The sequence below is a fragment of the Streptomyces sp. NPDC002144 genome (assembly GCF_053593695.1).
The window spans coordinates 104,830-126,893 of record NZ_JBSFDB010000004.1 but is presented as its reverse complement, the minus strand read 5'-3'; the positions used below and the strand labels follow the sequence as shown (position 1 = coordinate 126,893).

The following is a 22,064-nucleotide window of genomic DNA, read 5'->3' as shown; positions in this document are numbered from 1 at the left end:
TGCCGAGGGTGCCGCCGCTCCGAAGACGGCGGCACCCTCGGGTGACGCTACGCGGCCTCGCCGCCGAAGCGCTCCTTGTAGTTCTCCAGGTCCTCGTCGGTGAGCTTGGCGAAGAGGACCGGGGGGACCGTGAAGGGGGTGCCGGCGGGGACCGAGGTGAGGGAGTTCGCCTCGTCCGCGGTGACCCAGGTGGCGGTGTCTTCGGTGAGGGTGAAGGCCTCGCGCATGGCGGCCGACGTCGTCGGGATGAACGGCTCCGAGACCACCGCGTAGAGGTGGATGAGGTTCATCGCCGTGCGCAGGGTGAGGGCGGCGCCCTCCTTGTCGGTCTTGATCTCCAGCCAGGGGGCCTTCTCCTCCAGGTAGGAGTTTCCGGCCGACCACAGGGCACGCAGCGCGGCCGCGGCCTTGCGGAACTGGAGGGCCTCCATCTGGGCCTCGTACTCGGCGAGCAGCCGGGCGATCTCCTCGCCCAGCTTCCGCTCCGCCTCGCCGGGCTCGCCGCCCGCGGGCACCTCGTCGCCGAAGCGCTTGCGGGAGAAGGACAGGACGCGGTTGACGAAGTTGCCGAGGGTGTCGGCCAGGTCCTTGTTGACCGTGGCCGTGAAGTGCTCCCAGGTGAAGGAGGAGTCGTCGGACTCGGGGGCGTTCGCGATGAGGAAGTAGCGCCAGTAGTCGGCGGGCAGGATCTCCAGGGCCTGGTCGGTGAAGACACCGCGCTTCTGGGAGGTGGAGAACTTGCCGCCGTAGTACGTCAGCCAGTTGAAGGCCTTGACGTAGTCGACCTTCTTCCACGGCTCGCGGACGCCGAGCTCGGTGGCCGGGAACATCACCGTGTGGAAGGGGACGTTGTCCTTGGCCATGAACTCCGTGTAGCGCACGGTGTCGTCCGCCTCGTACCACCAGGACTTCCAGTCCCGGTTCTCCGGGTCGAGGTCCGCCCACTCCTTCGTGGCGCCGATGTACTCGATCGGGGCGTCGAACCACACGTAGAAGACCTTGCCCTCCGCCGCCAGCTCCGGCCAGGTGTCGGCCGGGACGGGGACGCCCCAGTCCAGGTCGCGGGTGATCGCGCGGTCGTGCAGGCCCTCGTTCAGCCACTTGCGGGCGATGGAGGAGGCCAGCTGCGGCCAGTCGTCCTCGTGCCGGGAGACCCACTCCTCGACCTCGTGCTGCAGCTTGGACTGGAGCAGGAAGAGGTGCTTGGTCTCGCGGACCTCGAGGTCGGTGGAGCCGGAGATCGCCGAGCGCGGGTTGATCAGGTCGGTCGGGTCCAGGACGCGGGTGCAGTTCTCGCACTGGTCGCCACGGGCCTTGTCGTAGCCGCAGTGGGGGCAGGTGCCCTCGACGTAGCGGTCCGGGAGGAAGCGGCCGTCGGCGGGGCTGTAGACCTGGCGGATCGCCCGCTCCTCGATGAAGCCGTTCTCGTTGAGGCGGCGGGCGAAGTGCTGGGTGATCTCGACGTTCTGCTGGGAGGAACTCCGGCCGAAGTAGTCGAAGGCCAGCGCGAAGCCGTCGTAGACCGCCTTCTGGGCGTCGTGCGCCTGGGCGCAGAACTCGGCCACGGGGAGGCCCTGCTCCTTCGCCGCCAGCTCGGCCGGGGTGCCGTGCTCGTCGGTCGCGCAGATGTAGAGGACGTCGTGGCCGCGCTGGCGGAGGTACCGGGAGTACACGTCCGCCGGGAGCATGGACCCCACCATGTTGCCCAGGTGCTTGATTCCGTTGATGTACGGAAGGGCGCTGGTGATGAGGTGTCGAGCCATCGGGGGCTGCTCCCAGGTCGGTTTCGTTGCTGGTTTGGCGAACCTTGAAATCGTAGCCGACATGTGTATGCCGCCCGCTTCCCGTTTTGCGGGCTGAGAAGCGGGCGGCATGGGTGCTGCTGTGTGTGGGGTGGCTTACCGGTGTGCTTACCCGGTGTGCTTACGGGCGCCAGTCGATCAGGATGCCGTCGTAGAGCTCCGCGTCGGTGAGCTCCAGGGGGGTCGGGCCCGCGTGGAAGAAGGCCGTGTTGTCGGTCTTCAGTTTGCGGAGGTAGTCGAAGGCCTTGTTGTCGTGCTCGCCGAACGCGACGAAGGAGAAGAACACCGAGGGGTGGCTCTTCGCGGCGTCCGTGAGGGCCTGGGTGGCCGGGGTCTTCGCGTCGGGGGCGCCGTCGGTCTGGAAGACCACCAGGGCGGGGGTGCCGGGGGTGGCGTTCTTGTCGTAGTGGGCGAGTACGGCCTCTACGGCGGCGTGGTAGCTGGTGCGGCCCATGCGGCCGAGGTTCGCGTGGGCCTCGTCGATGGCGTTCTCGGGGGAGGCGGGGGTGAGGTCGGTCGTGCCGTCCACTTCCGTGGAGAAGAAGACGACGTGGACGGTGGGGGTGTCGGGGGTGAGGTGCGTCGCGAGGGCGAGGGTCTGGTCGGCCAGGGCCTGGGCCGATCCGTCCTTGTAGTACGGGCGCATGCTCGCGGAGCGGTCCAGGACGAGGTAGACGGCGGCTCGGGTGCCGGTGAGGTTGGCCTTGGTGAGGGCGGTTGACGCGGCGTCGCTGCCGCTGTTGCCGGCCACGGCCTCGGCTTCGCCTTCGGCGGTTTCGTTCCCACCCGCACCACCCGTGACAGTCTCGTCGTCGGGTGCGGGTGGCCCCTGTGGGGCTTCCTCGCCGTCGGCGACCGCGGGTTCGTCCGCTGCCGCGGCCGGGGTCGGCTCGGGCTCGGGTTCGGCGGTCACCTCGTCAGCGGTCTCATCGGGAACCTCCGCAGCCTCGGCCTCCGGCTCGGCAGTTTCGGCCTCCGCTGCCGTGGGCTCTTCCGCGACCGGTTCCTCAGCCGTCGGCTCGGTCGGCGTCGGTTCCGGTGTCTCTTCGGCTACCGGCTCGACTGCCTCGGGCTCTGCCGTCACCCGCGCCTCAGAAACCTCAGCAACCTCAGCAGACTCAGTGGCCGGCTCCTCAACCGCGGTCTCCTCGACCGCAGCCTTCGCCTCCGTCGGCTCCTCCGCAGGCGCCGCTTCCGCAGCCTCCGTCGGCTCCTCCGCCACCGGCTCCTCGACCGCCGGAGCAGCAGTCACCGTCGGCTCCTCCGGCGCCCGCTCTGCGGGCTCCGTCGGCTCCGTGCCCCCCGGCTCCGTGGCCGGCTTCGGGACGGCGACGTTGTCGAAGGCCGCCGCGACCAGTTCGTGTTCGTCGTCCTTCGGCGGTTCCGGGGTCTCCGTGCGGGGCTCCGGGACGTGGGCGGAAGGGGTCGGTTCCGGGGCCGGGGAGGGGGACGGGACCGTGGGTTCCGGTGTCTGCGAAGGCGTTCCGTCGGCACCCTCTGTTTCGGAGGCACGCCCCTTGCGTGACCTGCCGAACGCATTCCGCAGGAGAGTGAGAATGCCCATGTGCGCAACCCTTCGCGTGAGTTGAAGCCCGTCAATCGCTGGCCAGGACGGACACGTAAGGTTAGCGGCCCCAGATGGCGATCTTGGGCAGGGGCGGAATAGGGAAATCGGTCTGTGTCAATAGCGCCTGGACTCAAGGGCGTTCACTCATGGTTCATCCCTCGGCGATGCCCCCGCACCTCCTCCCCCCCGACGGAGCCTTACGAGGGGGCGCGGTCGTCCTGGTCGTCTCGGGCGGCTGAAAAGTGGCTACGGGAGTGCCGGGACCGGGGTGCGCGGGTGCCGTGCGGCCCCCGCACCCTCCAGTTCCAGCCAGCGGTCGTGGGCCCTCCCCACCCGCACGCTCCCGGCAGGTCATCCCCGCTGGTGGAGTGTGATGTGCACCAGCAGTGCGCGGTGGTCGGTGTCGGACAGGTGCAGGAACCGGGCGTCGCTGGCCGAGAACTCCTTGGAGACGAGCACATGGTCGATCTGGGCGCCGATCACCGGGGCGGTGCGGGCCGGCCAGCTGGGGGTGCGGTCGTGGCCGGCCAGCCGGGCGGCGTCGCGCAGACCGGTGTCGAGGATGCGCCGGAAGGCCTCGTGGTCCTGGGAGGCGTTGAAGTCGCCGGCCAGGATCAGCGGTGCGCGGGTCGCGGCGGCCGTGTCCCGCAGCCGCCCGAGTTCGCGGCTCCACAGGCCGACCTGGCCGGGCAGCGGGGGCATGGGGTGCGCGAGCTGGAGCCGTACGGCGTGTCCGCGCACGTCGGCGACGGCGCCGGGCATGCCCATGGTGCCGGTGACGGGGGCCGTGCCCCGCAGCGGGAACCGGCTGAGGATGACCGAGCCCCCGGAGCCGCCCGCCTCGACGGCCTGCCGGTTGGGGTATGCGGTGCCGAGTTCCCGGCGCAGGGTGGCCTGGCAGGTGTACTCGCACTCCTCCACGAATACGATGTCCGGTCTCCTGACGCGGATGACCGGGACGAGGGATCCGGTGCCGCGCCCGAACTCGACGTTGGAGGTGAGCACCTCGAAGTCGGCGAGCGGGGTGCCGTGCGGTTCGCCGGACGGCCCGTACGGCCGGATGAACCACGCCAGCAGGGCGAGGACGGCCAGACACCACACCAGGCCGATCCGCCACCGTGCGAGGAGGGCGAGGAACACGGCCACCGCGGTGGGCGCGAGGAGCCACGGAAGGAACGCCAGGACCTGGGGGATCGGCGTGACGCCGTCGGTGCCGGCGGCTCTGCAGCCCACGACCACGCTGACGGCGGCCAGCAGCAGCCCGGCGCACCAGGCGCCGAGCCGCCGGGCTGAGTAGGTCACGAACCCCGAGGTTACGGGCGGTCGTCGATCCGCGCCAGGAACCGCCGCAGCGCCTCGTCGAACTCCTTGGGCCGCTCCAGGTTCGGCATGTGGGCAGTGCCCTCGATCACGCACAGGGTCGAGTCCGGCAGGGCCGCGTGCATCGCCTCCGCCTCCCGGACCGGCGTGTACTCGTCGTCCTCGCCCACGACGACCAGGGCGGGGACGCTCACCCTCGTCAGCAGGTCGCGGTAGTCGGGGCGGGCGGCGCGGGCGCGCAGGGCCGCCGCGGCGGAGGCCGGGGACGTGCCCGTCATCATGCGGTGGACGTGCGCCTTGACCCGGGCGTCGGCGTACGGGGCGACCATCTTCTCCAGGACCTCGTCGGCGTACCCGCGCATGCCCTCCCGCAGCAGACGGTCCGCCATGGCGTGGCGGGTGCGGACGCCCTCGGGGGTCTCGGCCGCCGGGAAGGTGTCGGCGAGGACCAGGCCCCGGACGCGGTCCGGGAACCGCCGGTAGCACTCCATCGCGATCTGGCCGCCCATGGAGAGCCCGGCGATCACGCAGGTCTCCTCCCGCTCCCGGTCCAGCAGCGCCTCGATGTCCCCGGCGAACTCCTCGAAGCGGGTCACCTCGGGACCGGCCGGGGCGCCGCCGTAGCCGCGCAGGTCGGGGGCGATGACGCGGCGGCCGGGAGAGAACGCCTCGAGCTGCGGGTTCCACATCGTGTGGTCGAAGGGGTGGCCGTGGATCAGCACCAGGGGGATCGCCATGACCGCGACCCTAGGTCGGCCCAACTCCTCGGTGCAATAAGATCTTTGCCCTCGGTGCAATCGATCCGTACAGGTCAGGGGGGCCTCGCATGGGACACGACTACCGGCGCATCGCCGACCGCATAGCCGCCGACATCGCCGCCGGACGCCTTCAGCCGGGTCAACGGCTGCCTCCGCAGCGGACGTTCGCCCGCCGGCACGGACTGGCCGCGTCGACGGCGGAGCGGGCGTACGGCGAACTCGTCCGGCGGGGTCTGGTCGTCGGCGAGGTCGGACGCGGCACCTTCGTACGGGCCGCTCCCCCGCGGCCGGGCGGACGCGCGCTCACCGAACCGGCGACCACGGCACCGGTCAACCTGGAGCTCAACTACCCTTCCGCGTCGGGCCAGGCGGAGCTGTTGGCCCCGGCCCTCGCGCCACTGACCCGTCCCGACGTCCTGACCGATGCCCTCCGCCCGGCCCCCGCCGACGGCACCGCGCCGGCCCGCGAGGCGGCGTCCGCCCTGCTCGGCCTCCCCGGCCGCGTCCTGTTCACCGGCAACGCCCGGCAGGCCATCGCCGCCGCCCTCGCCTCCCTGGTCCGGCCGGGCGGCCGGGTCGGCGTCGAGGAGCTGACGTATCCGCTGGTCAAGGAGATCGCGGCGCGGATCGGCGTCACCCTGGTGCCGCTCGCCACGGACGGGGACGGACTGCTCCCGGACGCCGTGGCCGCGGCCCACCGCAGTGCTCCCCTGTCCGCCCTCTACGTCCAGCCGACCCTGCACAACCCGACCTCGGTGACCATGAGCGGCGCGCGCCGACGTCACGTGGCGGCGGTCGCGCGGGACTTGGACATCCCGGTCGTCGAGGACCGCATCTGGTCCTTCCTGGCGGACGGCGCGGAGGAACCGCTCGCCGTCCACGCCCCCGGGCTCACCCATGTCGTCGACGGGCTCTCCAAGCGTGTCGCGCCCGGGCTCACCGTCGGCTTTCTCGTCGTACCGCCGCACCGGGCGGAGGCGGTCGCGGACGTGGTGCGGTCCGGGGGGTGGAGCGCGGGGCGGTTCGCGCTGGAGGCGGCGGTGCGGTGGATCGAGGACGGGACGGTGGCCCGGCTGGTGGCCGCCAAGCGGGAGGACGCGCGGCACCGGCAGCGGCTGGTTCGGCGGTGGCTGGGCGGCTTCCGGGTGCGGTGCGATTCGCGGGCCTACTACGCCTGGTGGGAACTGCCCGCACCCTGGCGGGCGGACACCTTCACGGCCGCGGCGGCCGAGCACGGGATCGCCGTGACCCCGGGACCCGCCTTCGCCGTGGACCCCGGCCGGACGCCCGACGCCGTCAGGCTCGGACTCGCGTCGGCGGCTGTGCCGGATCTGGAACGGGCGCTGGCGACACTCGCCGCCCTCGCACGAGGTGGACCCAGCGGCCGCTGAGCCAGGCGGTCAGGGCGACCCCCAGTCCGATCGCGACCAGCAGCCAGGCGGCCTCGCGCAGGGTCTCGGTGAGGGCGTCGTAGACGGCGCCTGCGGCCGGACGGCGGGCCTCCTCGGGCAGGTCGGCCAGGGTCAGATTGCGGCCGACGACCACCGCGAGGCCCAGCAGGGCGCCGCCGAGCGCGGTGCCGAGGGCGGTCGCGGTGAGCGCGCGGCGGCGGCGGACGGCGATCGCCATGCCCGAGAGGGCGAACGCGACGGCCGCCACGGGGAGCCAGAAACCGGCGACTTCCAGCACGTGGAACCCTTTCCGGAGCCGGTCCAGGTCCTGGGCCGGGAGAACGTTGACCGCCGTGTGCTCGACCGGGATACGGGTCGCCAGCGGCATGTGGTCGTCGGCCAGCCGCTGCTTGACCTGCGCGGTGACGGGCGCGAGGTCGACCGTCACGTCGCCCTCGCGGTCGTCGCGCAGGGCCTGCAGCACCGCGTCGTGCAGCACCCGGTTGGCGGCGTCCCAGGCGGCGCGGAAGGCCTCGGTGCGGGTGAAGGAGCGCACCGCGTCCTGCACGAACGGGCGCACCGCGGAGCGCATCGGGCGTACGTCGGCCCGGTCGCCGACCTCGTCCATGATCCCGGCGCCCACGGTGTCCGCGATGGCGTCGCGGACGTTGGGGTCGGCGGACAGCGGCGCCATCGTGGTGACGTACACGCCGGTGTCGGCGAGCCCGTACGCCGCCCAGGCCGCCAGCGCGCCGCAGGGCGCGAGGAGACAGGCGAGGGCGATCAGAGCGGCCGACAGGGCGCTCCTGAGGCGTGAGGGCACGCTCCCAGGCAACCGCCCGGGCGGTTGACCCGCGAGCCAGACGACTCCGTACGGGTGTACCGGCGCCGTCGCGCCCGGTCAGCGGACGCGGTTGCCGACGGCGTCCTCGCGTGTGTAGTAGCGGTAGAAGAAGACGAGGAAGACGCCGGCCGTCACCACCACGCCCAGCGCGACCGAGCGCAGGACCGACTCGCCGGTCTGGCTGTAGAGGAAGCCGATCGAGGCGCCCGCGAAGGCGGACTTCACCAGGGAGTGCAGCTCCCGCCTGAGCAGCGGTGCGAAGGTCGCGACGGCGATGCACAGCACGATGAACACCGCGGCCGTCACGAAGCCGAACAGGATGTTCCAGCCGGTGATCTCACCGCCGCCACGGCGGTTGGCGGCCGCCCAGAAGCCGTAGAGGAGTCCGAGCACCACGGGGATGCCGTACCGCCCCGCGGTGTGGACGCGTTCGTCGAAGAGGTCGGGTGTACGGGTGGGGCGGGCGGCCCGGTTCGCCCGGACCCGCCCCATCATCCCGCCGGACGTGGATGCCGCATGAGCCATGAGAGCGCTCCTCTCTCGCCTCGTCCCCTACCAATGCACACCTGGGGAAGGCGCCTGGCAAGTGGGAGGGGCCTGACACATGGGAAAGGGAAGGGGCAAGGCGGCGGACGGGGGCGGAAGGGCACGTTTGCAGTCCTGAGGCCCACCTTTGCAGCCGCAGCGGTTACGGTGCTGCCGTACGTGATCGACGGGGGATGGGGAGGGACCGATGCCAGGAACCGTGCTGCTGCTCGCCGCCGCCCCGGCGGGCAAGGGGTGCTTGGTGGACGCGGCCTCCGTGCTCCCCGTTCTCGCCGCCGTCCCGCCGTCGGTGCTGTCGGGCACGGACACGGCCAACGTCGTCGAACTCGCCGACCCCCTGGAACCGCAGGCGGTGCTGACCCGGCTGCGGGCCGCCGCGGCGGCTCCCGGCCCGCTCACCGTCTTCGTCACCGGCCAGCTCCAACTCGACCGCCGCCAGCGGCTTCCGCACCTGGCGCTGGCCCGGACGACCCCCTCCACGGTCCGCTACACCGGCCTGCCCTGGCACTGGATCCGGGAGGAGGTCCGGCTGCGCCCCGCCGGTTCGACGAGCCTGCTGCTCGATCTGCACGCAGACGCCGAGACCTGGGAGTGGCTGCGGGCGAACGCTCTGGACTGCGGCCGCACGGCCGTGGTCCACGGCCGGATCGCGCCGCCGCCCGCCCGCAGGGAGGTGGCCGTGCCGACGTACATGAAGGCGGTGGCGACCCTGCTCAGAAGCGGCCGGCGTCCGCCCCTGGAACAGCTCCACCAGCAGGCCCTGAGCCGGATCGCCGACGAGGCACCGGGACTGGTGCTGACCGCGCCGGCGGTGCCGCCCCGACAACCACCGGCCGTCGACGACCCGCACGCCGTCATCTCCGCCGCCGTCCGCTCCGGACGGCACGCCGACGCCGACGCGCTCGCCGCCCGGCACGAGCAGGCGGCCCTGAGGGCGCACGGTCCCGGGTCCGAGTCCGCGCTGCACTGGGCCGAGGTCCGGGCGGACCTGGCCATGTTCGCCGGGGATCCGGTGCGCAGCTGCCGTACCTGGCTGGGGGTGGCCGCCGCGCGGCTGACGGCGGGGCAGGCGGCCGACGCGCCGGAGGTCGAGACGGCGGTGGACCGGGCGCACCACCAGTGGGGGCGGATCCGGGACCCGGAGGCGGCCCGCGAACTCGGGTCCCGGCTGGCGGACCTGCGCTCCCGGGTGCCCGGCCGCCGGCAGGGCGCCCTCGACCATGTCCAGCGCCAGCTGCGCCAGCTGCAGACCCAGGGCTGAGGACCGGTCGTCAGGCGAGATACGCCAGCGCCCCCGACACCAGCGTCCGTACGCCCGGCGTGATCGTCGCGAGGTCGGGGGCGAAACGGGGGCTGTGGTTGCTGGGGACGGCGAGGAACTTCTCCATCAGGTCCGCGCCCTCGGCCGCGTCCCACACCTCGGCCGGCGTCGTCGTCACGAACCAGTAGTCGTACGGGATCCCGCCCTCGGCCAGCCGCGGGAAGTCCTCGCTGCCCATCACCGGGCCGAAGTCCAGCACCGTCCCCGCCCCCAGCACCTCCTCGTGCACGGCGGCCACCCGGCGGTCGGTGTCCGCGTCGTTGACGGTCACCGGGAAGGTCGCGCCCACCCGGATCTCCGGCTCGCGGGGGCAGTCGGCGGCGAGCGCCTCGCCGGCGGCGATGCGCCGGATCGCCGCGATCATCCGCTCGCGCACCTCGTCGGACTGGGTGCGCAGATTGAGGGCGATGCGCGCCTCGGACGGGATGATGTTGTGCCGGGTGCCCGCCTCGATCCGCCCGACGGTCAGCACGGCCGACTCACGGGCGGCGATCTCGCGGGAGACGACCGTCTGCAGACGGGTGACGAGGTAGGCGGCCGTGACGACCGGGTCGACGGTCGTTTCGGGCCGTGAGCCGTGCCCGCCCCGGCCGTGCACGACGATGTCGATGTCGGTCGAGGCGGACATGATCAGCCCCGGGGTGTGGGCGTAGAAGCCCACCGGGCCGGGCGCCGCGTGCTGTCCGAGCAGCACGTCCGGGCGGGCGAGCCGCTCGTACAGGCCGTCCGCCACCATCCGTGCCGCGCCCTCGCCGGTCTCCTCGGCGGGCTGGCCGACCACGAGCAGGGTGCCGCTCCAGGCGTCCCGCCCGGCGGCCAGTGCCTCAGCGGCGCCCGCGAGCCAGGTCATGTGCAGGTCGTGTCCGCAGGCGTGCATCACCCCCGGCACCTCGGAGGCGTACGGCAGCCCGGTCTCCTCGGTGACCGGCAGGGCGTCCATGTCCGCGCGCAGCAGGACCGTCGGCCCGTCGCCGTTCCGCAGCATCCCGGCGACGCCGGTGGCGCCGACGCCCTCCTCGACCTCGTACCCGGCCTTCCTCAGCCGCTCGGCGAACCGGGCCGCCGTGCGGTGCTCCTGGAGGGAGAGCTCGGGATGGCGATGCAGGTCCCGGTAGAAGTCGGCCAGGTCGGCGACCGGGAGGTGGCCGGTGAGGTCGAGGGCGGTGCGCGCGGCGGCTGAGGTCACGTCAGGCAGCGTACGCAAGGCGGCCGCCGACGGCAGGTGGGAGTGCCGTCGAAGCTCCCCGCTGCGCTTCGACATCACCTTCCGGACCGACCGCTCCACCTCGGTACCGATCACCGCTGTACCAACGCTGCCGCACCAGCGTCTGGGCCATGTCGTGCGGGGCCCGCTCCACGGCGGGGGCCGGGGCCGCGGTCACCGGCCCGCGTCGTGGAGCTGCTGCACCTGGCCGACATCCCGCGCGTCGTCCGCCTTCGCCGGGACCGCGTTGGCGGCCAGCAGAAGGGCGGCCACCGCGACGATGGCTGCGCCGAGACCTCGGGCGTAACGCTCGGAGATGTTTCGGAGCACGGCAACCTCTCAATGGCGTTTCAACAGTGTTGTATTAAACGCGCTTAAGGTGCCGCTTAACCTAGGGGCTCCAGCGGACAACAGCAAGAGGGCCAGGGGGAGTTGGGATGGCGGAACGTGACGATCCGGAGACCATCGGGCGCAGGGTGCAACAGCTGCGCGGAGAACGTGGGCTGACGCAGCGGCAGTTGGCGGAGCCCGCGTACACGCCCGCCTACATCTCCACCCTGGAGGCCGGCCGGGTGCGGCCCTCGGACGAGGCGCTGCGGCACATCGCCGAGCGGCTCGGGGTGGCGTACGAGGAGCTGGTCACCGGACGTCCGGCCCACCTCGCCACCGACCTGCGGCTCAGGCTGACCGGGGCGCAGCGCGCCCTCGCGGCCGGCGAGGTCGAGGAGGCCGCCGACCGGTACACCGACCTGCTCGCCGAGGCCGAGGAGCACGACCTGGCCGACGTCCGGGCCGCCGCCCTGCTCGGACTCGGCGAGTGCGCCCTGGAGAGCGGCGAACTGACCGCCGCCCGCGGGTACTTCGAGCGCACCGAGCAGGCCCTCGCCGACGCGCCGCTGCCCGCCCGGGTGCCGGCCCTGCGCGGGCGTGCCGTCTCCCACTACCTCGCCGGTGAACTCCGTTACGCCGTCTACCTGCTGGAGTCGACCCTCGACGAGCTGAACCGGGGCGGGCTGCACGACCCCGACGCGCTGCTGCTGCTCTACGCCAGCATCATCGGCCCCTACATGGACATGGGCGTCCACGCCCGTGCCGCCAAGGCCGCCGAGTTCGCGCTCGCCCTCGCCCCGCAGGCCGGTGACCCCGCGCTGGTCGCCCGGATGCACCGCTCGGTCGCCCGCACCCTGCTCGCCGAGGGGCGCATCGCCGAGGCCGACGCCTCGCTCGCCAGGGCCGCCGAGCTGTACCGGACCCTGCAGCTGCGCACCGAGCTCGCCAACTGCCACTGGATGCGCGGGTACGTCTGCGCCCAGAACGGCGAACTGGAGCGGGCGGAGGGCGAGTTGCGGCAGGCCCTGAAGATGCTCTCCGCGGGCCGGGCCGCCCTCTACAGCAGCCAGGCCGCCGTCGAGCTCGCCGACGTGCTGCACCGGCGCGGCAAGTCGGAGGAGGCCGCCGACCTGCTGAACGAGGTGCTCAGCACCCTCAACTCCGAGCGCGGCGCCCTGCACTCCGCCGCCGCCCACCGTCTGCTCGGCATCATCGCCGAGGACGCCCGCGACACGGAGGCCGCCGAGGAGCACTACGTACGCGCCCTGAGCCTCCTGGAGCGGGCGGGCGCCGCCGGCGACCTGGCCGACCTGTGCCGGCTGCTGGGCGACCTGCTCCGCCGCACGGGCCGGGTCGAGGCCGCCCTCGACGCCTACCGCACGGGCCTCGGCCATCGCACGGCCCCCGGCACCACCACCCTGGGCCCGGCCCCGGCCCAGCCTCCGCTGTGACGAAGGCCCGCACGGCACCCGTGACGAGCGCCCGCGTGGCACCCGTGACGAGCGCCCGCACGGCACGCGGGCAGGGGTGGTGGCGGCCACCGCCTGGTGGTGGGCGGTGGCCCGCCGGGCGAGGGCGCGCCGCTCCCCGTACGCGCGCTCGCCCGGAAGGTCCCCGTGCCCGCTCGGGACGGCGGGAGACGCCCCGGTCGGCGTGGCGGTCACGGGGACGAGGGCTCGGGGGCGGTCCGGCGGGTCGGGCCGGCGGTGCGGAAGCGCACCGTGCGGCCGTGCCGGGAGAAGCGCTCGCAACGGGATCCGGCCACCGGCCGGCGCACCGCCCGTGAACGCCCGCCCGGGAGCGGCGCCACCGGGCTCGCCCTCGTGCGGCCGCTGCCTGACACGCACCACAGCCGACGGTAGCGAGCGGTGCCCGCGCTGTGAAGACCGGCCCGGGAAGCTGCTTCCCGGCTGGTTCCGCGAGTCCTGGGTACTGGGGGGAGACTTCCGTTTCCCTGCCACGAGAGGGGCTCCCCCCCCATGACGCAGCCGCGATCCGCCGGACCGGGCGACGGCGAGCGGCTCCTGGCCTGCCTGCAGACCCTGCTCCTGGAGGCCGACCGGCTGGACGAGTTCCTGCGGGAACTCGTCGGCCTTGCCGCGACCTCGCTGCCCGTACCGGCGCACTGCTCGGTCACCCTGACCGCCGAGGACCACTCCCACCCCTACACCGCCGCCGCGAGCGACGAACTGGTGGAACGCTTCGACCAGCGCCAGTACGAGGCCGGCGAGGGCCCCTGTCTGCGCACCCTGCGCACGGGGGTGCCGCACCGCATCGACGACGTCGACCACGAGGACCGCTTCGGCACCTTTCCCGACCTCGCCCGGGAGATCGGGATGCGCAGCATGCTCGCGCTGCCCCTGTCCCCGCCGCGTCGGCGGGTGGCCGGCGTGATGAACCTGTACTCCACGGGCACCCGCTCCTTCACCGAGCCGGTGCGTGAGCAGGCCGTCGTGCTCGCCGGTCACGCCTCGGGCGCGCTCGGTGTCGCCCTGAAGTTCGCGGGCCAGCTGCAGTTCAGCATGGATCTGCAGCGCGCGATCGTCTCGCGCGCCGTCATCGACCAGGCCCTCGGCGTGATCATGGCCGGCCGCCGCTGCACCGCCGACGAGGCCTTCGAGCTCCTCAGCCGCGCCTCCCAGCGCCGGAACATGAAGCTGCGCGACGTCGCCGCCGAGTTCGTCACCGGTGTCACGGGCGAGCCTCCTTCCCCGCGCCCTCCGGCACCGCGCAGGTCACCGCTGGGCGGCGAGGACACGACCACGTTTCGCTCCTCGGGCGACGGGTAGTCGGGAGGCGCCCCTGAGGGCTCGGCACGAGCCACGACCCTCCTCCGGGTGAACGCGGCCCCCGGGGCCCGTGGACGACAATGGCCGCGCTGCGATCGAAGGAGGCGGTGGCCGTGCGGCCCAGGGACGACCGCAACGGCTTCCCCGGTGACGGGCCGGGCGACGACCCGCGTCGCGGCGGCGCCGACGCACCGGCGGAGCGCAGGATCGACCGGGTCCGGGCCGCCGACGTGATCGCCGAGGGGGTGCGGGGCGCCGAACCCCGCGAGATCCCCGGCCGGCTCTGCACGGTCGCGGTCAAGCTGCTGCCGGTGGTCGGTGCCAGCGTCTCCCTGCGCAGCGACGGCATGCCGATACAGCTCAGCGCCAGCGACGACCAGGCGGCCCACCTCGCCGAGGTGCAGGCCACCCTGGGCGACGGACCGTGCATGTACGCCGCCGAGATCGGCGCCCCGGTGCTCGCCTCCGATCTGACGGACGGCCCGGACGCGCGCCGCTGGCCCGTGTTCGCGCACGAGGCGATCTCCCTCGGCGTCTCCGCCGTGTACTCGGTGCCGCTGGGCAACGACGCCGTCTGTGTGGGCACGCTCGACCTGTACCGCGACACCCCCGGCGAGCTGACCGAGCGCGAGATGCGCACCGCGCTGCTGGTCGCCAGCGTCATGACCATCGCGCTGATGGCGCTGCCCCGGCAGGCGGAGAATGGGCCGTCGGGCGGAGACGAATCGTGGCTGAGCGGCCTCGCCACCGATCACGACGAGGTCTACCAGGCCCTCGGCATGATCATGGCGCAGCTCGGGGTCGACTCCGACGAGGCGCTGGCCCGGCTGCGCGCCCGCGCGTTCGCGCAGAACCGCACCGCGCTCGAGGTGGCGCGCGACATCGTCTCGCACAGGAATAGGTTCGACCGTGCCTGAGGACGCTCCGGCACGACGACCGGCGAAGAGGCGTAGTGCGATGTGAGGAGGACCGGATGAACCGCGAGCTGCGGCTGACGCGTGCCTTCGTCGATCTGGCGGACACCCTCGCTGCGCACTTCGACCCGCTCGACCTGTTCGCCCGGCTCGGCGAGCACTGCCTCGGTCTGCTGGCCGTGGACGCCGTCGGGATCGTGATGGCGGACTCGCGCGGCGAGCTGCGCCCCATGTCCGCCTCCGAGGACGCGCTCGGCCGCCTCGACCTGTTCCAGGTGCAGCGGGACCAGGGGCCGTCCGTCGACTGCTACCGCACCGGGGAACCGGTCGCCGCGGACGATCTGCGCTCCGGTGGCCGCTGGCCGGAGTACACCGAGTTCGCGCTGGCCGCCGGTTACGCCTCCATGCACGTGCTGCCGCTGCGCCTGGACGGGCGTCCGATCGGCGCGGTGGCGCTGGCGAACCGGCACAGCGACGTGCTGCCGGCCGCCGATCTCGTCGTCGCCCAGGGCATGAGCGACGTCGCCGCGCTCACCCTGACCCACTGGCCGGCCGCCCCCAGGCGCCCGCACGACCTGCTGACGTCCCTGCAGGCAGCGGTCTCCGCCAAGGCGACCGTGGAACTGGCCAAGGGCCTGCTCGCGGAGACCGCGGGCGTCTCCCTCACCCAGGCCCACGAACTGCTGCGCCGACACGCGGAGATACGGCAGCTCTCCCTGTCGACGGTCACCCGCGCCCTCGCCGAACGCCGACTCGACCCACGGGAACTGGTGGAGGAGACCCCGGATCCCCTCTGAGCGCTCCGCGGGCCCGTGCGCCCCTCAGACCTGTGCGCGGCCCTGCTTGCGTACGTCGGCCAGGCGTTGGAGGCCCTTCTGCACGGCCGTCGCGGTCACGTCGGGGGAGACGTCCCCGAGGCCGCCGTCGGTGACGGCGACGGTGTCCTCACCGGCCCGGACCGCGGCGACGTCCAGCGTCAGCACGGTCGGCTCGCCGTCCGCCGTCGCGCCGGTCAGCGTCACCCGCAGCCCCTGCCGCGCGTCCCCGACCTCGGGCAGCCGCGCCTCCGCGACCTGCACGCCCTGCACGGCCCCGTACTGGGTGACGGCCGTGAACCGTCCGCACGTCCGCGGCAGCGCCCGCATCCAGTCCAGGGTCCGCGACACGTCCGCCGCGTCCAGCGTCAGCACCTGGTAGCGCAACTGGGCCTGGTCGGGGGCGTCGTCGAGCCCCACCACGGCCCGGATCCGGGCGTCGGTGCCGAACAGGTCGTCGGCGTACAGGGCGTCCAGCAGCCGACGGCAGTCGGGCGCGTCGGTGGTCGCCTTCAGCACCCCGTCCCGCCAGGTCGCCGCCCCTTGCGTGGGCACCCAGGGATCCCCCAGGTCCGCGGCCGTGACCAGCGCGGCCTGCGCCTGCGCCTCGGTGAGGGCGGGCGGCGCGGCAGGGGCGGTCGGCGAGGGTTTCGCGGTCGAGGAGGCACCCCGCACCGGCTGCTCCGCCCCGTCCGTCGGAGCCGTACAGGCGCTCGCGCCGGCGAGGACGGCGGCGGTGAGGGCGGAGGCGGCGAGGACGCGGGCGGGGGTGCGGGGCATCGGGGGCTCCTGACCGACGTACAGGACGGTGTACGTCTCCCACGGGACCACCGCCTCCGGCGGCCCACCACCGAGCCGGGCCGTACGGGTTACGGGCACCGATAATCCCTCGCGGCCCCGGCCGCCCCCGCGCTACGGTCGCCGCATGCAGCGTGCCCAAGCCTTTTCCACGACGACGCCGGAGAACGTCCCGGCGCGCTGAACACCGGACTGGATGTCCGAAGCCCCGGGGCGAGTGCCCCGGGGCTTCGTCATGCGTCGCCCGGGTCGCCCGTCCCTCCCGAGTGAGGAGTAGGACCATGCACGACCACCGACGTCTCGGGCGTGAACTGGCGCTGTTCGACACCGATCCGCTGATCGGCGCGGGGCTGCCGTACTGGCTGCCCGACGGCGCGACCGTGCGGCACGTGCTGGAGGAGTACGTGCGGGGGCTGGAGCGGGCGGCCGGGTACCGGCACGTGTACTCGCCGGTCCTCGGTAAACGCGAGCTGTACGAGATCTCCGGGCACTGGGCGCACTACGGCGACGACATGTTCCCGCCGATGCGGCTGGGCGGCGAGGAGGTCGTGCTGCGCCCGAGCCTGTGTCCCCACCACGCCCTGATCTACCGCTACCGCTCCCGCAGCTACCGGGAACTCCCCTTGCGGATGGCCGAGTTGGGCGGCATGTACCGCTCCGAGCCGTCCGGGGTGCTCGGCGGGCTGACCCGGGTGCGGTCCATCCAGCTCAACGACGCCCATGTCTTCTGCACCCTTCAGCAGGCGGTGCAAGAGGCGCGCGGGGCCTTGGAGTTGATCGGGCGGGCCTACGCGGACCTGGGCATCCGGGCCGCCCGTCACCGTCTCTCCCTCCCGGGCGAGGGCGGCAAGTACGTCGCGGATCCGGCCCTTTGGGAACGGGCCACCGCGCTGCTCCGCGAGGTGCTGGACGGGGCCGGCGTCGCCTACGACGCGGTCGAGGGCGAGGCCGCCTTCTACGGCCCCAAGATCGACGTGCAGATCACCGATCCGGCCGGGCGCGAGTCGACCCTGTCCACCGTGCAGATCGACTTCCACCAGCCCGAACGCTTCGACCTGCACTACATCGGCGCGGACGGGGCGAGGCACCGGCCGGTCATGGTGCACCGCAGCGTCATCGGCAGCATGGAGCGGGCGGTCGCGCACCTCGTCGAACAGCACGGCGGCGCCTTCCCCGCCTGGCTCGCCCCCGTCCAGCTGATGGTGCTTCCGGTGTCCGAGCAGCAGCGCCCGCAGGCGCAGGACCTCCTGACCAGAGCCCTCGCCCGTGGTCTGCGGGCAGAGCTCGCCGGCCCCGAACACGGCTCCCTCGGCGCCCGCGTCCGAGCCGCCCGTCTGGTCCCCTACCAGGCGGTGATCGGCGAACAAGAGGCGACCGAGGGCCTGGCGGCCCCGCGCCTGCGGGACGGAACCCGCCCCGGAGCCCTGCCGGCTGAGGAACTACTGCGCCGGATCGACGCGCAGGTGGCAGCCAGGAGCACCGCGTTGTGGGCGCCCGCAGAGAGGTCGGCCAGGGATTAAGGTCGGTCCCGTACCGATGGTGTGGCGAAGAGGGGGGTCCGCTGTGACCGGTCAGCCCGTTCCGGTGATCATCGACTGTGACACCGGTGTCGACGACGCCCTCGCCCTGCTCTTCGCCGTGCGGCACCCGGGGATCGATCTGCGGGCGGTGACCTGTGTCGCCGGGAACACGGACGTGGACGGCGTCGTGCGCAACACCCTCACGGTGCTGGAGCAGGCCGGCGCCCCGGAGATCCCCGTCGGACGGGGCGCCGAGCGGCCGTTGATCGAGCCGGTGCGCACGGCACGGCATGTGCACGGGGTGGACGGCATGGGCGACATCGGTCTGCCCGCGCCGACCCGCGCCCCGGCCGACGTGGACGCCGTGACGCTGCTGCGCCGCGAGATCCTCGCCTCGCCGCGCCCGGTGACGCTGGTCCCGACGGCGCCCCTGACCAACATCGCGCTGCTGCTGCGGACGCACCCGGACGTGGTCCGCAACATCGAGCGGATCGTCTTCATGGGCGGCGCGGTCGCGACCGGGAACGCCACCGCGGTCGCCGAGTTCAACGTCTGGCACGACCCGGAGGCCGCCGCCGTCCTGCTCACCGCCGGCGTGCCCATCACGATGTACGGCCTCGACGTGTTCCAGCGGGTCGTGGTGCCGGGCGCGGACGTACGACGGCTGCGGGCGAGCGCGGAGCCCGGCACCCGTCTCGCCGGTGAACTCCTCGCCCACCGCCCGTCCTCGCCGGACCCGGACAGCGACGAGATCGCCGGCGGGCTCGGGGACGCGGGCGCGGTCTGCTCCGTCGCCGACCCGGCCGGCATCACCACCAGCCTGCTCCCCGTCGAGGTCTCCCTCGCCCCCGGACCCACCCGGGGACAGACGATCGTCGACCGCCGCGCCCGCCCCGGCGAGTCCGAGATCCACGAGGGCGCCCGCGCACAGCCCCTGGTCGACGTGGCCCTGGACGTGGACGTGCCCCGCTTCGTCAAGCTGTGGCTGTCGGCGGTCGAGAGGCCGTGACGGCGCGCGGGCCGGCGAAGACGGTGCGGGTCACGGGCTTTCCGCCGCCCGCACCGACCACTTCTGTTCCACCTTCGCCACCCGCCAGTAGGTCAGCGCCGCCGCCCACACCACCACGAACAGGCCGACGATGACGTAGCCGACGTTGTCCAGGTCGAGGCCGGCGATCCAGCCCGTGACCGAGTCGGTCAGGTCGAACTTCTCGTGCAGGACGCCCACCAGCTCGATCGTGCCGATGAAGAAGGCCACGGCGATGGACAGACCGGTGATGGTCAGGTTGTAGAAGACCTTGCGGACCGGGTTGGAGAAGGCCCACTGGTAGGCGAAGTTCATGAACGTGCCGTCCAGCGTGTCGAACAGGCTCATCCCCGCCGCGAAGAGCAGCGGCAGGCACAGGACCGCGTACCAGGGCAGTCCCGCCGCCGCGCCGGAGCCCGCCATCACCATCAGCGTGACCTCGGTCGCGGTGTCGAAGCCGAGCCCGAAGAGGAAGCCCAGGGGGTACATCTGGCCCGGGCGGGTGATCGACCTGGTGAGGCGGCCGAGGATCCGGTTCATGAAGCCCCGGGAATCCAGGTGGGCTTCGAGCTCCGACTCGTCGTACGTCCCCGCCCGCATCGCCCTGAAGACCTTCAGGATGCCCATCAGGGCCACCAGGTTGAGCGCGGCGATGATGTAGAGGAACGTGCCCGAGATCGTCGTACCGAGGAAGCCGAGCACCTTGTGGGTGCCGGAGTTCTCGTTCATGACCTTGCCGGCGAGCGCCGTGCCGCCGGCGATCATCGCGGCCAGCACCACGACCACGCTGGAGTGCCCCAGCGCGAACCAGAAGCCCACCGACACCGGCCGTTTGCCGTCGGCCATCAGCTTGCGGGTGGTGTTGTCGATCGCGGCGATGTGGTCGGCGTCGAAGGCGTGCCGCACGCCCAGCGTGTAGGCGGTGACGCCGAGGCCGATGCCGAAGGCCTTGGAGCCGACCTCGTAGTGGCCGGGGACGACGAGGAGGAAGAGGATCCCGAAGGCGGCGACGTGGAGGGCGGCGATCACCGCCACCAGCCCCACGGTCTTGACGGTGTCCTCGCGCCGCCAGCGGAAAGAAGCAGCGTCGGGCATGTTCACGCTCCAGCACCTCGTGGATCACTTCGTGAGATGCCGTGGCCGGTCTCCTGGCTGACGGGTCGTGCGTCCCCGGTCCGCCTTCCCGGCCGTGGTGAAACGGCCAGTGGCTGTCCCCTGCGGGACGTGGACCGGTGACTTCCCGATCACAGTGGCGAGGGCCGCGTCGGCATCGCACCGACTTCCCGAACACCACGGCCCGCCCACCGTAGGGGGGAGCGGCCCTTCCTGCATAGCTGCGTACCTGTGCAGGTATCGAAGATCACAGAGGCACGCCTGCGAGGATGTGTGCATGCATCTCGTCCCGGCCGACCGCGCGGAGCGCCGCACCATCGACGGCCACCGGGTGTGCGACGCCATCGCCGCCATCGGTGACGAGGCCCATGTGCGCACCTGGGCCGACCGCTTCTCGCTGCTCGCCGACCCCAAACGGCTCGCGCTGCTGCTCGCCCTGCACCGCACCGGCCCGCTCGCCGTCTCCGACCTCGCGATCGCGACCGGCATGAACGACCCCGCCGTCTCCCAGGCCCTGCGCCTGCTGCGGGCGGCCGGGGTGGTGGCCGGCGATAAGGAGGGCCGCGTCGTCCGCTACCGCCTGGTCGACGACGACACCCGCCTCCTCCTCAAACACTGCACGGCCGACGGCACGTGACAGCTGACGGCGCGTAGCAGCCGACGGCACGCCGCGCATGACCTTCAAGGCACACGACCAGCACCCGCACCGCACATCACCAGCACCGCACGACCGGTGCCGCGCGTGACGAACGCCCCGGAGCGGGGGATCTCCGGGGCGTTCGTCTTCGGGGGTGGTTCAGGAGCGGGCGCCGCGGCGGCGCTTGCTCGCGACGACGATCGCCGCGCCGCCCGCCAGGAGCGCCGCCGCGCCGCCGGCGATCAGGCCGGAGTCGCTGCCGCCGCCGGTCTCGGCGAGGCCGCCGCCACCGCCGTTCGGCGTGGCCGCCGGGACGGTGGTGGACGCCGAGGCGACCGGGGTGTCGGTCGAGGCCGGGGTCGACTCGGAGGCGCTCGGCGTCGGGGTGGCGCTCTCGGAGGCCGGGGGCGTCGACGGCGGCGTGGAGGCCGGCGGGGTGCTCGGGGGCTGCGACTCGGTCGTGCAGTCCTTCGTACCGCCGTTCCAGGACGCGATCAGCTTGTCCTTGATGACCGCGTGGTCCGGGCCGGCCGGCAGGTCGCCGTGCTGGAACCCGTCCTTGGCGTCCAGTTTGCCGTCGAACTTGGTGGCGCCGCGGTAGAGGTCGATCTGCGCGAAGCAGCCCGCGTCCGGCACAGCGATGTCCAGCGAGTCGGTCTGCCCGGGCTTGACGGTCACGGTGTCGAAGTCGACGAAGACCTGCTGCCCCGAGGTCGCGAAGCTCGCGCCGTGGGCGAGGTAGGAGGCGAGCGAGGCGGTGCAGGTGGAGGCGTCACCGGCGGTACGGACCTTGATGTGGACCTTGCCGTCGTCGGTGGGCTTCAGCGTCTGGTCGTCGACCTTCACCGAGTCGTAGAAGTCCGTGCCGTCCAGCGAGAACTGGCAGCGGTCGGCCTCCGTCTTGGTGCCCGCACCGGTGCCGGGCTTGTAGGAACCGCCGGCCTTCCAGCCGTCACCGCCCGGAGTTCCGCCGTGGGCCCAGGCGCCGGAGGCGGCGGCGACGGTTGCGGCGCACAGGGCGAGCGACGCGGCGCCCGTCCCCATGAGGCGGCGCACGGTGACACGTCTCACTATGGACATGCGGATCCCCATCTTGGCGTGCGTGACCCGGGCACGGCGGCGCGGGACAGCATGCGGCGGCCGGCCGTGCCGGGGAGAATGGTCTGTGAAAACACCGGGCCCATTGGTCACATGCGCCTCAGTGCGCTCACATGGTGGATCTCCCGGCCGAACACTGTCAACCTGCGGTGACGCGCCGAAAGTTCAACCAGCCATCACGATTACGCCACAGTAGGAACGGGCGGATCCGCTTCCGTTCGACCGCCCGAACCTCTTGACCGACAGGAGTTGTTCGACCCTTCCCGTAAG

At 72.9% G+C, this 22,064-nt stretch carries 20 protein-coding genes and 1 riboswitch; of the genes, 9 read left to right on the top strand and 11 right to left on the bottom strand.

All coding sequences use genetic code 11. The annotated features are described in order from the left end of the window. Positions 1–47 precede the first annotated feature (47 nt). The 4 genes from metG to ACWCQ1_RS07790 form a co-directional block, all read right to left on the bottom strand. Positions 48–1,763, bottom strand: coding sequence for a methionine--tRNA ligase (gene metG / locus ACWCQ1_RS07805; RefSeq protein ID WP_358597598.1), 1,716 nt, complete (start codon positions 1,761–1,763; stop codon positions 48–50). Between the two features lie 160 nt (positions 1,764–1,923). After that, on the bottom strand, positions 1,924–3,366 hold the full coding sequence (locus tag ACWCQ1_RS07800; RefSeq protein ID WP_451026060.1) for a VWA domain-containing protein: 1,443 nt from the start codon (positions 3,364–3,366) through the stop codon (positions 1,924–1,926). 354 nt (positions 3,367–3,720) lie between these two features. After that, positions 3,721–4,671: an endonuclease/exonuclease/phosphatase family protein gene (locus ACWCQ1_RS07795; protein WP_358597602.1), complete on the bottom strand. Its 951-nt coding sequence runs from the start codon at positions 4,669–4,671 to the stop codon at positions 3,721–3,723. Between the two features lie 11 nt (positions 4,672–4,682). Then, positions 4,683–5,426 carry an alpha/beta fold hydrolase gene (locus tag ACWCQ1_RS07790; protein WP_451026059.1) on the bottom strand — a complete coding sequence of 248 codons (744 nt, stop codon included), beginning with the start codon at positions 5,424–5,426 and terminating at the stop codon, positions 4,683–4,685. Between the two features lie 89 nt (positions 5,427–5,515). Here ACWCQ1_RS07790 and ACWCQ1_RS07785 point away from each other — a divergent pair, with 89 nt between their 5' ends. Then, positions 5,516–6,838: an aminotransferase-like domain-containing protein gene (locus ACWCQ1_RS07785; RefSeq protein ID WP_451026058.1), complete on the top strand. Its 1,323-nt coding sequence runs from the start codon at positions 5,516–5,518 to the stop codon at positions 6,836–6,838. On the opposite strand, the gene ACWCQ1_RS07780 is transcribed toward ACWCQ1_RS07785, so the two are convergent. Further along, on the bottom strand, positions 6,744–7,661 hold the full coding sequence (locus tag ACWCQ1_RS07780) for a hypothetical protein (protein ID WP_451026057.1): 918 nt from the start codon (positions 7,659–7,661) through the stop codon (positions 6,744–6,746). The two genes, ACWCQ1_RS07785 and ACWCQ1_RS07780, sit on opposite strands and share 95 nt — an antisense overlap. Before the next feature lie 78 nt (positions 7,662–7,739). Then, a complete protein-coding gene (locus ACWCQ1_RS07775; protein WP_356771684.1) occupies positions 7,740–8,207 on the bottom strand; it encodes a hypothetical protein in 468 nt (155 codons plus the stop codon). A gap of 208 nt (positions 8,208–8,415) precedes the next feature. Between ACWCQ1_RS07775 and ACWCQ1_RS07770 the strand changes: the two genes are divergently transcribed. Beyond that, positions 8,416–9,489, top strand: a complete 1,074-nt coding sequence (locus ACWCQ1_RS07770; RefSeq protein ID WP_358597614.1) for a hypothetical protein — start codon at positions 8,416–8,418, stop codon at positions 9,487–9,489. A gap of 10 nt (positions 9,490–9,499) precedes the next feature. Here the strand turns inward: ACWCQ1_RS07770 and ACWCQ1_RS07765 are convergent, their stop codons facing one another. Together ACWCQ1_RS07765 and ACWCQ1_RS07760 are read right to left on the bottom strand one after the other, a co-directional pair. Continuing rightward, positions 9,500–10,735, bottom strand: coding sequence for an amidohydrolase (locus ACWCQ1_RS07765; protein ID WP_133044040.1), 1,236 nt, complete (start codon positions 10,733–10,735; stop codon positions 9,500–9,502). Between the two features lie 192 nt (positions 10,736–10,927). After that, a complete protein-coding gene (locus tag ACWCQ1_RS07760) occupies positions 10,928–11,083 on the bottom strand; it encodes a hypothetical protein (RefSeq protein ID WP_165954847.1) in 156 nt (51 codons plus the stop codon). A gap of 107 nt (positions 11,084–11,190) precedes the next feature. Here ACWCQ1_RS07760 and ACWCQ1_RS07755 point away from each other — a divergent pair, with 107 nt between their 5' ends. The 4 genes from ACWCQ1_RS07755 to ACWCQ1_RS07740 all read left to right on the top strand — a co-directional run bounded on the left by ACWCQ1_RS07755 (position 11,191) and on the right by ACWCQ1_RS07740 (position 15,583). Next, entirely contained in the window at positions 11,191–12,534 is a 1,344-nt protein-coding gene (locus ACWCQ1_RS07755; RefSeq protein WP_358597618.1) for a helix-turn-helix transcriptional regulator, read from the top strand. Positions 12,535–13,062: 528 nt separating this feature from the next. After that, on the top strand, positions 13,063–13,872 hold the full coding sequence (locus ACWCQ1_RS07750) for an ANTAR domain-containing protein (RefSeq protein ID WP_451026056.1): 810 nt from the start codon (positions 13,063–13,065) through the stop codon (positions 13,870–13,872). A gap of 80 nt (positions 13,873–13,952) precedes the next feature. Then, positions 13,953–14,789 (top strand): GAF and ANTAR domain-containing protein, encoded by an 837-nt coding sequence (locus tag ACWCQ1_RS07745; RefSeq protein WP_451026055.1) that lies wholly within the window; start codon positions 13,953–13,955, stop codon positions 14,787–14,789. A 56-nt stretch (positions 14,790–14,845) separates the two neighbouring features. Continuing rightward, positions 14,846–15,583, top strand: coding sequence for a GAF and ANTAR domain-containing protein (locus tag ACWCQ1_RS07740; RefSeq protein WP_358597623.1), 738 nt, complete (start codon positions 14,846–14,848; stop codon positions 15,581–15,583). 24 nt (positions 15,584–15,607) lie between these two features. Here the strand turns inward: ACWCQ1_RS07740 and ACWCQ1_RS07735 are convergent, their stop codons facing one another. Next, positions 15,608–16,480 (bottom strand): hypothetical protein, encoded by an 873-nt coding sequence (locus ACWCQ1_RS07735; protein WP_451026054.1) that lies wholly within the window; start codon positions 16,478–16,480, stop codon positions 15,608–15,610. A 200-nt stretch (positions 16,481–16,680) separates the two neighbouring features. On the opposite strand from ACWCQ1_RS07735, the gene thrS reads away from it, so the two are divergent. Continuing rightward, the gene (gene thrS, locus ACWCQ1_RS07730; protein ID WP_451026053.1) at positions 16,681–17,919 is read left to right on the top strand and encodes a threonine--tRNA ligase; all 1,239 of its coding nucleotides are present in this window, start codon (positions 16,681–16,683) and stop codon (positions 17,917–17,919) included. Between the two features lie 43 nt (positions 17,920–17,962). After that, positions 17,963–18,928: a nucleoside hydrolase gene (locus ACWCQ1_RS07725; RefSeq protein WP_451026052.1), complete on the top strand. Its 966-nt coding sequence runs from the start codon at positions 17,963–17,965 to the stop codon at positions 18,926–18,928. A 30-nt stretch (positions 18,929–18,958) separates the two neighbouring features. Here ACWCQ1_RS07725 and ACWCQ1_RS07720 read toward each other — a convergent pair whose 3' ends face one another. Continuing rightward, a complete protein-coding gene (locus tag ACWCQ1_RS07720) occupies positions 18,959–20,041 on the bottom strand; it encodes a Nickel transporter NicT (RefSeq protein ID WP_358597994.1) in 1,083 nt (360 codons plus the stop codon). A gap of 26 nt (positions 20,042–20,067) precedes the next feature. Beyond that, positions 20,068–20,256: riboswitch (cobalamin riboswitch) on the bottom strand. 80 nt (positions 20,257–20,336) lie between these two features. On the opposite strand from ACWCQ1_RS07720, the gene ACWCQ1_RS07715 reads away from it, so the two are divergent. Next, entirely contained in the window at positions 20,337–20,696 is a 360-nt protein-coding gene (locus ACWCQ1_RS07715) for an ArsR/SmtB family transcription factor (protein ID WP_358597632.1), read from the top strand. 159 nt (positions 20,697–20,855) lie between these two features. Here ACWCQ1_RS07715 and ACWCQ1_RS07710 read toward each other — a convergent pair whose 3' ends face one another. Then, a complete protein-coding gene (locus ACWCQ1_RS07710; RefSeq protein ID WP_451026051.1) occupies positions 20,856–21,776 on the bottom strand; it encodes an LAETG motif-containing sortase-dependent surface protein in 921 nt (306 codons plus the stop codon). Between the last annotated feature and the right edge of the window lie 288 nt (positions 21,777–22,064).

What these genes read in the sequence shown, in the direction of transcription:
- ACWCQ1_RS07750 (WP_451026056.1), top strand. Translation starts at nt 13,063, where the DNA reads ATGACGCAGCCGCGATCCGCCGGACCGGGCGACGGCGAGCGGCTCCTG.
- ACWCQ1_RS07740 (WP_358597623.1), top strand. Translation starts at nt 14,846, where the DNA reads ATGAACCGCGAGCTGCGGCTGACGCGTGCCTTCGTCGATCTGGCGGAC.
- ACWCQ1_RS07720 (WP_358597994.1), bottom strand. Translation starts at nt 20,041, where the DNA reads ATGCCCGACGCTGCTTCTTTCCGCTGGCGGCGCGAGGACACCGTCAAG.
- ACWCQ1_RS07800 (WP_451026060.1), bottom strand. Translation starts at nt 3,366, where the DNA reads ATGGGCATTCTCACTCTCCTGCGGAATGCGTTCGGCAGGTCACGCAAG.
- ACWCQ1_RS07710 (WP_451026051.1), bottom strand. Translation starts at nt 21,776, where the DNA reads ATGTCCATAGTGAGACGTGTCACCGTGCGCCGCCTCATGGGGACGGGC.
- ACWCQ1_RS07790 (WP_451026059.1), bottom strand. Translation starts at nt 5,426, where the DNA reads ATGGCGATCCCCCTGGTGCTGATCCACGGCCACCCCTTCGACCACACG.
- metG (WP_358597598.1), bottom strand. Translation starts at nt 1,763, where the DNA reads ATGGCTCGACACCTCATCACCAGCGCCCTTCCGTACATCAACGGAATC.
- ACWCQ1_RS07745 (WP_451026055.1), top strand. Translation starts at nt 13,953, where the DNA reads ATGGCCGCGCTGCGATCGAAGGAGGCGGTGGCCGTGCGGCCCAGGGAC.
- ACWCQ1_RS07775 (WP_356771684.1), bottom strand. Translation starts at nt 8,207, where the DNA reads ATGGCTCATGCGGCATCCACGTCCGGCGGGATGATGGGGCGGGTCCGG.
- ACWCQ1_RS07770 (WP_358597614.1), top strand. Translation starts at nt 8,416, where the DNA reads ATGCCAGGAACCGTGCTGCTGCTCGCCGCCGCCCCGGCGGGCAAGGGG.
- ACWCQ1_RS07755 (WP_358597618.1), top strand. Translation starts at nt 11,191, where the DNA reads ATGGCGGAACGTGACGATCCGGAGACCATCGGGCGCAGGGTGCAACAG.
- thrS (WP_451026053.1), top strand. Translation starts at nt 16,681, where the DNA reads ATGCACGACCACCGACGTCTCGGGCGTGAACTGGCGCTGTTCGACACC.
- ACWCQ1_RS07715 (WP_358597632.1), top strand. Translation starts at nt 20,337, where the DNA reads ATGCATCTCGTCCCGGCCGACCGCGCGGAGCGCCGCACCATCGACGGC.
- ACWCQ1_RS07785 (WP_451026058.1), top strand. Translation starts at nt 5,516, where the DNA reads ATGGGACACGACTACCGGCGCATCGCCGACCGCATAGCCGCCGACATC.